This is a genomic window from Rothia sp. HMSC062H08 (assembly GCF_001810775.1).
Lineage (GTDB): Bacteria > Actinomycetota > Actinomycetes > Actinomycetales > Micrococcaceae > Rothia.
In genome coordinates, this window is sequence record NZ_KV802674.1 from 116,398 (window position 1) to 129,848 (window position 13,451).

Here is a 13,451-nt window from a genome sequence, read left to right on the forward strand (position 1 = left end):
GGAAACACCACATCACCGACTGAACCGCCGCACACAACGCGTTTCAACGGCACAAGCTAAGCGGCGGCGCCTACAATGGTTGAACCATCGTGGCGCCCAACCCGAGACTTACCCGCGAGCCTAGCCCGTGAAATTTACCTGCGAGCTTTACCCGCGAAACCGGCGGCGCAACAGTACACACCGAACAACATCAACGGATCCTCACATGTCTGAACCCCAGAAGGCGGCAGCGCCCACCAGCGCACTCGACCGCTACTTCAAGATTTCCGAACGCGGCTCCTCCATCGCCGCAGAATTCCGCGGCGGCCTCGCCGCATTCTTCGCCATGAGCTACATCGTGGTGCTGAACCCCCTCGTCATCGGCCTCGGCAAGGACGCATCCGAACGCACCCTCGGTATCGCACCCGTCGCGGCTGTGACCGCGCTGGTTGCCGGCGTGATGACCATCCTCATGGGTGTTATCGCCAAGCAGCCCTTCGCCATGGCGGCTGGCCTGGGCGTGAACGCGCTGCTCGCCTCCACCATTGCCACCACCCCGAACCTGACCTGGGCAGACATCATGGGCCTGGTCGTTCTTGCCGGTCTGATCATGACCGTTCTGGTGCTCACCGGCTTCCGTACCGCGGTGTTTGAGGCGGTCCCCGAGTCGCTCAAGACCGCGATTGTGGTCGGTATCGGCTTCTTTATTTCCTTTATCGGTCTGGTCGACTCCGGCATTATCCGCCGCATGCCTGACGCAGCTGGCACCACCGTTCCGGTGAGCCTCGGCGCGGGCGGTCACCTGCTCGGCTGGCCCACCCTCGTCTTCCTCTTCGGCTTGTTCTTCACCATCGCCCTGTTCATCCGTAACGTGAAGGGTGCGATCCTGTGGGGCGTGCTCGCCTCCACCGCGCTGTCCCTGATTCTGGAGGCGGTTGTCCCCTCCGGTTCCGTGAAGGAGGCGGCGACCGGCTGGTCCCTGAACGTGCCTTCCCTGGCGGACATGGAGTTCACCACCCCGAACTTCTCCCTCATCGGTTCCGCTGACCTGTTCGGCGCGTTCACCCACATCGGCCCGCTGGCCGCATCGCTGCTGGTGTTCACCATTCTGCTGTCCGTGTTCTTTGACGCGATGGGCGTTTCGGTTGGCCTTGCCGCCGAGGCTGGCACCATGAAGGACGGCAAGGTTGAGGACATTGACAAGGTCCTGCTCGTGGACGCTTTCGGTTCCGTTGTCGGTGGTGGCGCGTCCGGTTCGGCGAACCAGATTTTCGTGGAATCCGCTACCGGTATTGGTGCGGGTGCACGCACCGGCTTTGCGAACATTGTGACCGGTGTGCTGTTCCTGCTGGCGATTTTCATTTCGCCGCTGGTCACCATCGTTCCTTTCGAGGCGGTTGCTCCGGCGCTGGTCGTGGTCGGCTTCCTGATGATTCGCCAGGCCGTGAATATTGACTGGACCGATTGGGGTCTGGGTATTCCGGCGTTCTTGACCATTATTTTCATGCCGCTGTCGTACTCGATTGCGAACGGTATTGGTGCCGGCTTCGTGGCGTACACTTTCATTCGCCTGGTGCAGGGCCGCGGTAAGGACGTGCACTGGCTGATGTACCTGGTGTCTGCGGTGTTCGTGATCTACTTCGGTATGGGCATCATTAACGGCTGGACTAGCTAAGTCCAACAGTCCCGATAGTTAGCCTCGTTGAGAGGCGTCAACAAAGAATGGCAGAATCGTTCCGGTTTCGGAATGATTCTGCCATTTCTTCTATGCCCACACTCTGCACGTATGAGAGGCAGGGAAAGTTACGAGATTTAGCGGACGTCTCCATCCACATAGAGCCAGGTGCCGCCCACCTTCTCAAAGCGCGACAGCTCATGCATACTGCCCTTCACCCGCTCCTCCGCAGGAACACCCGGCACCGAACGGTAATACGCAACGAACTCCACCGTACCGGACGCATCAAACGGGCCACCCGAAGCACCCAGAATATCCAGGCGATACCAGCAGATATTATCCTCCAACTCCAGCGTCGCCGGGCGAGTACTCGGATGCCAGCTCGCCAGCAAGTACGCCGCATCCCCTGTCGCAAACGCGGTAAAACGCGAGCGCATCAGCTGCTCCGGCGCGGGAGCAGTCAGCGTGCCGGAGGCGGCAAACTCGCCCAGGAACCTGCCGCAGCAGGCGCCGTACACCTCGCCGCTCGAGCAGGGGCAGCGGTCATCATGGTTAAGTTCAACCTGGTTCAGTTCAGTCATGCCACCCAGTATAAAGAACGTGCCACGTCAAGAAGGCATCGCATCAAGAAAGCACAGCGCAAAGAAACGCCCGCTCCGCCGGGGATACAAATCCTCCAGCAGAACGGGCGTTCTTGTTTTCAATCGTTAAGTTTGAGCGAACCTACACGGTGCGCTTCAGCGGCAACGCTTATTCAGCGATTGCGCGAGCCGGGGTGTCAGCAGCCGAAGGCTTGCCCACGTATGCGCCGCGGTACTTAGCAGCCGGGTGGCTGTCAGCAACCTTGGTGTGGCCCTTACCGAAGATGTTCTCACGCAGGGTGTTGCCCTCGTACTCGGTGCGGTAGCGGCCGCGCTTCTGCAGCTCGGGAACAACGTACTCGATGAAGTCCTCGAAGGAACCCGGGGAGACGTGGTACGCCAGGTTGATGCCGTCCAGGCCGCCCTCGTCGATCCAACGCTCCAGCTCGTCAGCAACCTGAACCGGGTCACCAACAATGACCTCGCCCATACCGCCGAGGGTGGTGTGCTCAGCGATGTCCTTGCGGGTCCACTTCTTGTCCTTCGCCTGCAGGGTGAAGGGGGTCAGGAAGGACTGAATCGACTCGGTCTGCACGTAGTTCAGGACCTCATCCTCGTCGAACTGGGACAGGTCAACACCGGACCATCCGCCGACAATAGCCTGTGCAGAGTCGAGGTTCACGTACTTCTTGTACTCCTCGTACTTTGCCTTTGCCTTCTCCTCGGTCTCATCCACGATGACGGAGAGCATTGCGAGGATCTTGACGTCGTCGCGGCTACGGCCCTGCTCCTCGGCAGCGGCGCGAATACGGTCGGTCACAACGCGGGTCAGGTCCGGGCGCAGGGCGCTGATGAACACAGCCTCAGCGTGCTTACCGGAGAACTTCTGACCGCGGCTGGATGCGCCAGCCTGGAAGATCACGGGGGTGCGCTGCGGGCTCGGCTCGGTCAGGGAGATGCCGGGCACGGAGAAGTACTTGCCCTTGTGGCCAATCGGGTGGACCTTGGAGGGGTCAGCGTAGATGCCGCGCTCGCGGTCCTTGATGACTGCGCCGTCTTCCCAGGAGCCTTCCCACAGCTTGTAGCAGACGTCCAGGAACTCGTCGGCGATTTCGTAGCGCTCGTCGTGCGGGATCTGGGTGGGCAGGCCCTGGTTCTCAGCAGCCGAAGGCAGGTAAGAGGTCACAACGTTGAAGCCGACGCGGCCCTCAGTGAGGTGGTCGAGGGAGGCGTAGCGGCGAGCCAGAGTGTAGGGCTGCTCGAAAGTAGCGGCAGCAGTCACACCGAAGCCGAGGTGCTCGGTCACTGCAGCCATTGCAGAAATCTGGGTTGCGGGGTCATTCACGGGAACCTGAGCGGCACCCTCAATGGCGGGAGCGGCAGAGTTCTTGTACACGTCGTAGATGCCGACAACATCAGCGATGAACACGGCGTCGAACAGGCCGCGCTCAAGGGTCTTAGCCAGGTCAGTCCAGTACTTGATGGTGTTGTACTCGGTTGCGCGGGAGCGCGGGTGACGCCAGAGGTCGAAGCTCTGGTGACCGATGCAGGTCATTTCGAATGCGTTAACTACGATGCGCTTCTTCTGCTCAGCCATCGATTTTCCTTTCGCGAATGATCGGGGACGATCGGGTTTGTACCCTGCACCCCGCGCGCCGCCTCCTTCTTGCCTTCTGCGTTCGGTGGTGGCCTTCGTGCAGGTGGCGCGTTCGCGCCGTACTTGCCTCTTTTCGTTGAGGCCAGATCATCATCTGGGGCACCCCGCTACGGGAGAGGGTTGCCGCCCGGCTAGCCAGAGCTTAGCGCCGGGACTCATGATCTCGTGGTTTGAGTGTACGGGGCGCGCGGGAGGGAGGTCACGTTTGTGACGAAAAAATCTTTTTGTGACGTGGAACCGAAATATTTCGTGATAAATGCGAAATATACGGTCATAGAAATTCATACGCGCCCGCCGGGTTGATTGAGGCACGCCACAGCCCATAGGGTGGGAGAAGCAAACCATCCAGAGCGACTGAGAGACCTGGCTCCACGACGTCGCAGCAACCGACACGGATTCTTCCGCCCCCGGTGCTAACGCCAGGAACGATGGAAGTGACATGACACTCAACAGTGCAGTAACTGACGTACCCACCAGTGAAAAGAACGGCCGCCGTGCCGTATCCACCGCCGCCGTCCCCTTGAGCTTTGAAGACGTCGGACAGTCTTTCCCCGTGCCCGGCGGAACCCACGAAGTTCTTCGCGGAGTCTCCTTCACCGCAGCCCCCGGCGAGATTATCTCCGTCATCGGATCCTCCGGATGCGGCAAATCCACCCTCCTGCGTGCAGCAGCAGGCCTGAACCGCATCACCGCAGGTACCGTGCGTATCGGCGAGAAGGCAGTGACCGGCCTCGACCCCCGCGTAGCTATCGGCTTTCAGGAACCGCGCCTGCTCCCCTGGCGCACCGTCGCCGACAACGTGGCACTCGGACTGCCGCAGGGCACCAAAAAATCTGAAGGCGCAGCATCCGTAGCGCGCCTGCTCGACCTGGTCGGCCTGGGCGAATACGCAACCCACCGTCCCAAGGAAATTTCAGGCGGTATGGCTCAGCGCGTGTCCCTGGCGCGAGCGCTCGCACGCAACCCCGGCGTGCTGTTGCTCGACGAGCCCTTCGGTGCTCTAGACGCGCTGACCCGCATCAACATGCAGGATTTGCTGTTGGACGTGCACCGTCAAGATCCGACCACGATTCTGCTGGTCACCCACGATGTGGAAGAGGCGCTGTACCTCTCTGACCGGGTGATTGTCCTCGGTAAGGACACCCCGGAGGCGCCCGCCACCATCCAGCGCATTGTGACCGTTGACCGCTCTCACCCGCGTGACCGCGCCGATGCAGAGATCACGGCGCTGCGCAGCGAACTGCTGGCTGAGCTCGGCGTGGAAGATAACGCCTAAAGCCGCCACGAAACGCATTTCTCACACATCACATCATCATCTTCAGAAGCGAAAAGATTTCATCATGACTTACTCCCCGTCTCGCCGTACCGCCCTCAAGTCCCTTGCCGCAGCCGCCGCTTTTGCTACTCTGCTCAGCGCCTGCGCCGGTGAAGGGTCCGGTTCCGCTAACGCCTCCGGTGCTGCCGGTGGTGGCGACCAGAACACCGTGACCATTGACTACGCGACCTACAACCCGCTGTCCCTGATTATCCGCAAGAAGGGTTGGCTTGAGACTGCCCTCGCCGCGGAGGGTAAGAAGGTTGAGTGGGTCAAGTCGGCCGGTTCGAACAAGGCGAATGAGGCGCTGCGTAGCGGCAATATTGATGTCGGCTCGACCGCCGGTTCGGCGGCGCTGCTGGCACGCGCTAATGGCTCCCCCATCAAGGTCATTAGCCTCTACTCGCAGCCGGAGTGGTCGGCTCTGGTGACCCGCAAGGATTCGGGCATCACCAAGGTTGCGGACCTGAAGGGTAAGACCGTTGCCGTGACCAAGGGTACTGACCCGTACTTCCTGCTGCTGCAGGCACTCAAGCAGGAGGGTATTTCCGCTTCGGATCTGACCATTCAGAACCTGCAGCACGCCGACGGTCGCACCGCCCTGGATAACGGTCAGGTCAACGCGTGGAGCGGCCTGGATCCGATCATGGCTGCCGCAGAGGTGGAAAGCGGCGACGTGCTCTTCTACCGCAACCTGAACTTCAACACCTACGGCTTCCTGAACGCGACCGAGAAGTTCATTCAGTCCAACCCGACCGCCGCACAGGCCATCGTGGACGTGTACGAGTACGCTCGCGCCTGGGCTAAGAAGAACCCCGAAGAGGCTGTGAAGATTGTCGAGGAGGAGTCCGGCATTAAGCACGAGACCGCCCAGGTCGTCATGGAGCGCACCCACCTGGATATCGACCCGGTTCCGGGCGCTAAGCAGGTTGAGGTTCTCAAGGGCGTCGGCCCGATCCTGGTGGAGTCCGGCGACGTTCCCTCCCAGTCCGACGTGGACAAGGCACTGAACAGCATTGTGGACGACCAGTTCGCAAAGAAGGCTGACAGCGCAGCCGTTGAGAAGATCGCAAAGGTGGTTGAGAAGTAATGACCGCCGCAACGATTACCGCCGCCTCCAGCGCTCGCGCTGAGCGTGCCGAGAAGCGTGTCTCTTCCGTGAAGCTGCCGTCGAACCCGTTCGCCGGTAAGCAGTACCTGGGCCTGATTCTTCCCCTGGCGCTGATTGCCCTCTGGTACATTCTGAGCACGAACGGCGTGTTCACCCAGGTTCAGCTGCCCTCCCCCGACCGTGTGGTCAGCGCCGGTGTTGAGCTGGCACAGCGCGGCGAGTTGGGCCGCCACGTGGCGATTTCTACTCAGCGTGTGCTGATTGGTTTCGGTATTGGTGCCGTGCTCGGCCTGGTGCTTGGTGCGCTGATTGGCTTGTCTGCGCCGGTGCGTCTGATTGCCGCACCGACCATTGGTGCGCTACGTGCCGTGCCGTCCCTGGCGTGGGTTCCGCTGCTTCTGCTGTGGATCGGTATCGGCGAGAATTCCAAGGTGACCCTGGTTGCTATTGGTGCGTTCTTCCCGGTGTACACCACGGTTTCTGCGGCTCTGGCGCACGTTGACCCCAAGCTTGTGGAGGCGGCACGCGCCTTCGGTCTGAAGGGTCTGCGCCTGTTCACCACGGTTCAGCTTCCCGCGGTTCTGCCGTCGGTCGTTTCGGGTCTGCGTCTGGCGCTGGCTCAGGCGTGGCTGTTCCTGGTCGCCGCTGAGCTGCTGGGTGCATCCATGGGCCTGGGTTACCTGCTGACCGACTCGCAGAACAACGGCCGCACCGACCGCCTGCTGCTGGCCATTGTGGCGCTGGCGGTGCTCGGTAAGATTACCGACGCGCTGGTGGGCGTGTTCGAGCGCTGGGTGAAGGCGAAGTACCCCAGCAACTAACGCCACCAGCAACTAGCACCACAGCTAAACGTAACACTCAGCACGCGCTGAGTTTTAGGAGAGATGTCCGCCGCGTGGCTGCTCCCCAAAGGTGAGCTAATCATCGCTACGCGCCGGAGAAAGAAGTCGGCGGGGAAACCTGTCGCCTACTGAATGATGATGATGAATCCCGCCCCGCGCCCCACAGCAGTGAGCGCGGGGCGGGGTCTTTAAATATGTCGTTATATTACGAACTGGTACTCACCATTCCGAATATGACGGTCCCCTTTGCGTCCACCCCCTCGAGCGCGCTTTACTAAGAAGGCAAACCATCCAGAGCGACCGAGAGACCTGGCTCCGTGACGTCGCAGCAACCCCCTCGCCAACGCACACACAGACCCCACGGTCACACAGACAGCGGCGCGGCGAGCAAGGGTGCTAATGCCAGCAACCGATGGGAGAATAATGGGACTGCCCACCCCCTACTCGTTCACCGACCCGCTGAACCCCACTCCGAACCCCGCGCTCGAATCTGACGAGGCACGCGTCGAGTTCTGGGAGAAGCAGGCGCAGCGCCTCACCTGGGCTGAGCCCTGGCACACCGCGCACCGCTTCGAGAAGCCGAAGTCCCTCGGCTTCGATGAGGACGGCATCGAACAGTTCACGATTCCCGAAATTAAGTGGTTCGAGGGCGGTAAGCTGAACGTCGCCTACAACTGCGTAGACCGCCACGTGGAGGCGGGCCGCGGCGACAAGGTCGCCCTCTACTTTGAAGGTGAACCCGGCGACCGCGAAGCCATCACCTACGCCGAGCTGCAGCGCCGCATCGCGAAGGCAGCGAACGGCCTGCTGTCCCTGGGCGTGCGCAAGGGTGACCGCGTGGTCATCTACCTGCCCGTCATCCCCGAAACCATTATCTTCACCCTCGCCTGCGCGCGTATTGGTGCGATTCACTCGCTCGTGTTCGGTGGTTTCTCCGCCGAGGCGCTGAAGTTCCGTGTGGAAGACACCGGCGCGAAGGTTCTCATCACCACCGACGGCCAGAACCGCCGCGGCAAGGTCGTTCCCGTGAAGGTCAACGCCGACGAAGCATGCTCCGGTGAGAACAACATCGAGCACGTTATCGTGGTGGACCGCACCAGCGCCTCCGACCCGGTGGCGCACGCCGCTGTGCCGTGGACTGAGGGCCGCGACGTCTGGTACCACGACCTGGTGGACGACCAGCCGGATACTCACGCCTACGAACTGCACGACGCAGAAGACCCGCTGTTCATCATTTACACCTCCGGCACCACCGGTAAGCCCAAGGGCCTGGTGCACACCATGGCTGGATACCTGGTGCAGACCGCGTACACCCACGCGCTGCTGTACGATCTGCTGCCGGATTACGTGGATGAGAACGGCGTGCTGCGCCCCGACGAGCTGTCCGCGGTCAACGACCCGGAAAAGGTTGAGTCCACCGTTCACTGGTGCACCGCCGACCTCGCCTGGGTGACCGCCCACACCTACGAAATTTACGGCCCGCTGGTTAACGGCGTGTCCGAGGTGATTTATGAGGGTCCCCCGAACACCCCGCACTTCGGCCGCCACTTTGAGGTCATCGAACGCTACGGCGTGACCAACTACTACACCGCCCCGACCCTGATTCGTTCCCTCATGGGTGCGTTCCCGAACGGCCCGGAGCCCGGCAAGTACGACTTCTCGACCGTGCGTCTGCTCGGTTCTGTGGGTGAATCCATTAACCCGGAGGCGTGGCGCTGGCTGCGTCAGCACGTGGGCGGCGGCACCGCGGCGTTCATCGACACCTGGTGGCAGTCTGAAACCGGTTCGACCGTGTGCTCCCCGCGCCCGCACGACCCCGCATTCGCGCCCGAGGGCACCTACCCGGAGGGCACCCCGCACTGCACTCCCCTGCCCGGTTGCGCTACCCGCGCCGTTCCAGGCGTATCCACCCGCGTGGTGGATGAGCACGGCGACCCGGTCGAGCCCGGCAAGCAGGGCTTCATCGTGGTCGATAAGATTGGCCCCTCGATGGCTCGTACCGTGTGGCAGAACCCGCAGCGTTACCTGGATTCCTATTGGCGTCACTACGGCGAGCGCGGCTGGTTCCTCGCTGGCGACGGCGCGAAGGAAGACGAAGAGGGTAACGTGTACATCCTCGGCCGTATTGATGACGTGATTAACATTTCGGGTCACCGCCTGTCCACGATTGAGATTGAGTCGGCTCTGGTGACTCACCCGGCTGTGGTGGAGGCTGGTGTCTGCCCCGTGGAGGATGAGCTGACCGGTCACCAGGCGGTCGCCTACGTAACGCTCACCGATGAGGGTAAGGATCTGACTGAGGATGAGCTGAAGGCGGCGCTGACCGCACATGTGCGTGAGCACATTGGCCCGATTGCTAAACCGAAAGACGTTGTGGCGGTTGCCGATATCCCGAAGACCCGTTCGGGTAAGATTACTCGCCGTCTGCTCGGTGAGCTGTACCAGGGCCGTTCTTTGGGCGATGTTTCTTCGCTGCAGAATGAGGAGGCGCTGGGCCACATCGCGCAGGTGCTGGTGGATACTGGCCGCGTGAGCGAGGCTGTCTAGGCTCTGTTGCTGAGCTGCACGTTATGCTGAGCTGAGAGCTGAGCTGAGCTAAAAGCTACATAGAGTAAAGGTGCGGATACCGAATGATGATTCGGTATCCGCACCTTTTGCTATGCCATTTTATTGAGCTGACACGGCTCTCAACCGGCGGCGTGCCGCCTAGTCAGCCTACTTAATCAGGCCCAGCGAACGAGCGTGTTCGGCGGTAATGCCGCTCGGTTCAATATGCTCGGGGCCTTTGTCCTTCTCGGGGTGCTCGGTCGCCTGGAAGCGAATCATCTTCACATCGTTTGCCGCGCCCAGGTTCGTGATCATGCCGTCACCGTTCAGATCCACCGAGACCGGCTCGGTGTCGATCTTGCCGTTGCCGTTGAAGTCAATCGGCTGGTTGGCGGGCTTGCCCTTGTACAGGAAGCCAGCCGCGCGGGGACCGAAGCCACGCGCCTCGTACAGCTTCGCCTCGTTGAGCATGCGGTACTCGGCGGTGGAGTAGCCGAAGTAGCGGCTACCGTCAGCCATGGGCACGCCGGTGAGGGTGTACTGGTAGTTCATGACGCTGTAGTAGTTGGGCTTGTAGTTGATTTCGTCCCAGCCACCGTGACTCAGTGCGAGGTTGTGGCCGAGCTCGTGCACGAACACTGCCACGCGGATGTCGCTGCTTGCCTTGCCCCAGAAGTGCGGGCCGACGGTGACCATGAGGTTGCGGCCGCCGAAGTTAGCAATGCCGGAGGAGGTGCTGTTGTCGTAGTAATCGCCCCAGATGACGTAGTGGAAGGTGCCTTCGCGGGCGGGGTTGAACTTACCTTCGGTCGCCTTGATGCGGTGGAGTGCCTTGAACTCGCTGTCGAGTGCCTGGTAGCTGATTTCGTTGCCGCCGCCCAGGTTGTACTTGGCGCTGCGGGCGTCACCTGCGTCCAGGTGGATGTTCACGCCGTGGGTGCCGTCGGGGTTGCGCAAGGGCAGGTCGGCGTAAATCTTGGTGATGCGGTCCAGTTCGTCTTCGCTGGGCAACAGGCCTGCCATGTAGTCCATCTCGACGAAGATGTCCTTGTGGTTGGGGTCTGCGCCCATTGCGGGGAAGTCGACGTCGATTTTGCCGTCGCCGTCAGCGTCGTAGCCCTTCAGTTCCCAGGTATTGGGGATGCCGTCGCCGTCGATGTCGGGGCTGTAGGCGTTTGCTGCGGGGGCTGCGATAGTGCCCAGGCAGAGCACTGCGAGGGAGGCAAGCGTGACGCGTGCGCTCTTCAGAAATGCCATGTTGTGTTCCTTAGTGTGTGGTGACCGATAATGTTCCGGTGGTGTTTCGATGGAGTTTTCCGGGAGGGCGTTCTCCTCGGTTTCCATGATGCTCCCGTTTCACGTGTTAGGTGAGCTGGGTGCCGCAATGTTCATACATTGAGGTAAAAGTTGAGATAATTTTGAAGATGAGCTGAATTACATTAGAGTATCAGTAATTCAAATCACATGCATCACCACATTCTTAATGACAAGAGAGATCCCATGACTTCTTCCTCGAACACCACTAACGGTCTGAACCGCCGCGCCCTCATCAAGGGTGCCGCGTGGAGCACCCCCGTCATCGCAACCGCAGCGGCGGTACCCGCCTACGCGGCGTCCACCGATGCGCAGGAAACCCCGACCCTGAAGTTCGGTGTCTTCACTCAGGCGTTCAACTCGAACCCCGCCAACGACTTTGATACCCGCTACGGCCTGGACTCCTACACCGTGCAGGTACCCAACATCACCGCAACCTCCACCACCCCGCAGAGCCTCGGCGGCGGCACCTTCACCCCCGGCGGTAGCGTCGGTGCCGGCCTGTACGGTGGTGCGGGTCTGTGGATTTCCGCACCCGTTAACTCCAAGGGCGAGTTCCAGGGCAGCTCCTGGCTGTACCCTCAGGCGCACCTGCAGGTGACCTTCGAGTTCACCTTCCCCACCGCCGAGGATGTCACCGACCCGCTGCTGTGGGATGTCGATAACGACGTTGAGATCCCGGCACTCGCTAAGAGCGAGGGCGGCGCAAAGACCAACAACCCCGCCGTGGCGGCGTTCAACGGCATCGCATACACTGCGAAGTTCTACGAGCCGACCATCGAGGACAACGTCTGGACCGGCGTACTGGACATCCGCACCTCCGACTACCTGGAAGCCACCGCGAAGGACGGCGTGAGCTACGCGCAGGTGCTGGCGTCGCTGGTTCCGGTGTACTTCACCAAGGTGACCTCCAGCTACACCCTGACCACCACCGCTCAGATCACCAGCGGTAACGTCGCAATGCAGCTGACCGAGGGCGGCGAGTACACCTTCCAGGATCTGGCTGGTTTGCGCGCTTCGGCAACCATCAGCCGCTAAAGTACCGAACATCAGCGAGGGGCCCGGCATCCGTTATGGATGCTGGGCCCCTCGCTGTGTTTATGGCTTAGCCTACTGGGCACCGCCGGTAGCTGCTAGAGGCTAGTCCTTCGCGGGAACCAGACCCTCAGCTGGTAGCAATAGTTCATGACGCTCAGGTAGTTCGGCTTGTCGTTCACGTCATCGGTGCCGCCGGGCAATAAAAACCTAGCACTTCATCATAACGCCGTCTTGAGCCCCGCACGAGAATTCTCATCATGCGGTGCTGTTTGAGCGCATCAGCACAGGGAATGCGGGTATCTGTCGTTCTCGGGAAGCATAAGAAAAACCATAGACGTTGCGGCACAGCAAGCCTATTCTGGATATACAAGTATTTTTCAACATACAGGAGGATACGATGGCTAACGTTACGATCATTGGCGGGCACGGCAAGGTTGCTCTTCTGGCCGAGCCGCTGCTGGTGGAGCGCGGGCATGCGGTCAATGCGCTTATTCGCAGGCCGGAGCAGTCAGAGGATATTGTCACGCGCGGGGCGAACCCTGTGGTCGCTGACATTACCGCGTTGAGCACCGAGGAGATGGCGAAGCTCTTCAAGGATTTACATACAGAAGTGCTGGTGTGGTCCGCGGGTGCGGGCGGTGTAGGTGGCCCCGAACGCACCTATGCGATTGACCGTGACGCTGCGATCCGGTCGATGGATGCGGCGCGGCTGGCCGGTATTAAACGGTACGTGATGGTATCGTACCTGGGCGCGGGTTCCGGGCACGGCATCGACCCTGATGACAGTTTTTACGCCTACGCCGAGTCGAAGACGATCGCCGATGAGCACCTGCGCGGCTCGGGGCTGGATTACACGATTCTGGGGCCGGGGACGCTCACCCTTGAGGAGGCAGGCGGCATTACTCTGGGGATTGAGCCCGCCCACACGCCCGGCGCCGAATCTAATACTCCGCGGGCCACCGTTGCCCAGGTGCTGGCGGCGGTTCTTGAGGACCCGTCCACGGTTGGGAAGGCGCTCCCGTTTATTGGCGGGCCCACCCCGATAGCTCAGGCTCTCGCATCGGCGCCTAACAGCAATAAGCTGCGCTAGGGTTTGCCGGATGCACCCGCCCCGGCTGAGTGCGGACGCGTCCCGAGCCTCTTCACGGGTTTGGGGCGTGTTTTTCTCTCACGCAAGGTTGGTGCCGCATCGCTCAGTATCCTAAAGTACCATGTATTTTTAGAGCAACTGCAAGAGGTTCCCGTGGGATTCTTCGATCTCTTCGCCGACAAAACCCCGGACGAGCCCGCCGAGGCGTAGCTTACCAGGACATTTCTGGTCTGACTGCTTCGGCGACCATTACCCGCTAAGGGGCATGAGCCGCTAAGACAGCGAATTTAAAACACCAGGGG

At 61.1% G+C, this 13,451-nt stretch carries 10 protein-coding genes and 2 riboswitches; of the genes, 7 read left to right on the forward strand and 3 right to left on the reverse strand.

The annotated features are described in order from the left end of the window. Positions 1-205: 205 nt before the first annotated feature. Positions 206-1,654, forward strand: coding sequence for an NCS2 family permease (locus HMPREF2765_RS07715; protein ID WP_049350471.1), 1,449 nt, complete (start codon positions 206-208; stop codon positions 1,652-1,654). Positions 1,655-1,791: 137 nt separating this feature from the next. Here HMPREF2765_RS07715 and HMPREF2765_RS07720 read toward each other — a convergent pair whose 3' ends face one another. Next, positions 1,792-2,235 carry a YchJ family protein gene (locus HMPREF2765_RS07720; RefSeq protein WP_070605094.1) on the reverse strand — a complete coding sequence of 148 codons (444 nt, stop codon included), beginning with the start codon at positions 2,233-2,235 and terminating at the stop codon, positions 1,792-1,794. A 169-nt stretch (positions 2,236-2,404) separates the two neighbouring features. Next, the gene (locus HMPREF2765_RS07725) at positions 2,405-3,832 is read right to left on the reverse strand and encodes an LLM class flavin-dependent oxidoreductase (RefSeq protein ID WP_012904245.1); all 1,428 of its coding nucleotides are present in this window, start codon (positions 3,830-3,832) and stop codon (positions 2,405-2,407) included. A 114-nt stretch (positions 3,833-3,946) separates the two neighbouring features. After that, positions 3,947-4,055: riboswitch (SAM riboswitch) on the reverse strand. A 175-nt stretch (positions 4,056-4,230) separates the two neighbouring features. Then, positions 4,231-4,327, forward strand: a riboswitch (SAM riboswitch). Positions 4,328-4,331: 4 nt separating this feature from the next. Between HMPREF2765_RS07725 and HMPREF2765_RS07730 the strand changes: the two genes are divergently transcribed. From HMPREF2765_RS07730 to HMPREF2765_RS07745, 4 genes are all read left to right on the forward strand, one after another. Further along, entirely contained in the window at positions 4,332-5,168 is an 837-nt protein-coding gene (locus tag HMPREF2765_RS07730) for an ABC transporter ATP-binding protein (protein ID WP_049327389.1), read from the forward strand. Positions 5,169-5,232: 64 nt separating this feature from the next. Continuing rightward, on the forward strand, positions 5,233-6,297 hold the full coding sequence (locus HMPREF2765_RS07735) for an aliphatic sulfonate ABC transporter substrate-binding protein (RefSeq protein ID WP_070593576.1): 1,065 nt from the start codon (positions 5,233-5,235) through the stop codon (positions 6,295-6,297). After that, positions 6,297-7,139, forward strand: coding sequence for an ABC transporter permease (locus HMPREF2765_RS07740; RefSeq protein ID WP_049350468.1), 843 nt, complete (start codon positions 6,297-6,299; stop codon positions 7,137-7,139). The genes HMPREF2765_RS07735 and HMPREF2765_RS07740 overlap by 1 nt, the downstream gene beginning before the upstream one ends. A gap of 444 nt (positions 7,140-7,583) precedes the next feature. Continuing rightward, positions 7,584-9,707 carry an AMP-binding protein gene (locus tag HMPREF2765_RS07745; RefSeq protein ID WP_070605097.1) on the forward strand — a complete coding sequence of 708 codons (2,124 nt, stop codon included), beginning with the start codon at positions 7,584-7,586 and terminating at the stop codon, positions 9,705-9,707. A 168-nt stretch (positions 9,708-9,875) separates the two neighbouring features. Here HMPREF2765_RS07745 and HMPREF2765_RS07750 read toward each other — a convergent pair whose 3' ends face one another. Further along, entirely contained in the window at positions 9,876-10,964 is a 1,089-nt protein-coding gene (locus HMPREF2765_RS07750; RefSeq protein ID WP_070605101.1) for a zinc metalloprotease, read from the reverse strand. Between the two features lie 243 nt (positions 10,965-11,207). On the opposite strand from HMPREF2765_RS07750, the gene HMPREF2765_RS07755 reads away from it, so the two are divergent. Together HMPREF2765_RS07755 and HMPREF2765_RS07760 are read left to right on the forward strand one after the other, a co-directional pair. After that, complete coding sequence (locus HMPREF2765_RS07755) at positions 11,208-12,059, forward strand: transcriptional initiation protein Tat (RefSeq protein WP_070605104.1); 852 nt, start codon at positions 11,208-11,210, stop codon at positions 12,057-12,059. A 397-nt stretch (positions 12,060-12,456) separates the two neighbouring features. Beyond that, complete coding sequence (locus HMPREF2765_RS07760; protein ID WP_044151027.1) at positions 12,457-13,149, forward strand: SDR family oxidoreductase; 693 nt, start codon at positions 12,457-12,459, stop codon at positions 13,147-13,149. Positions 13,150-13,451 lie beyond the last annotated feature (302 nt).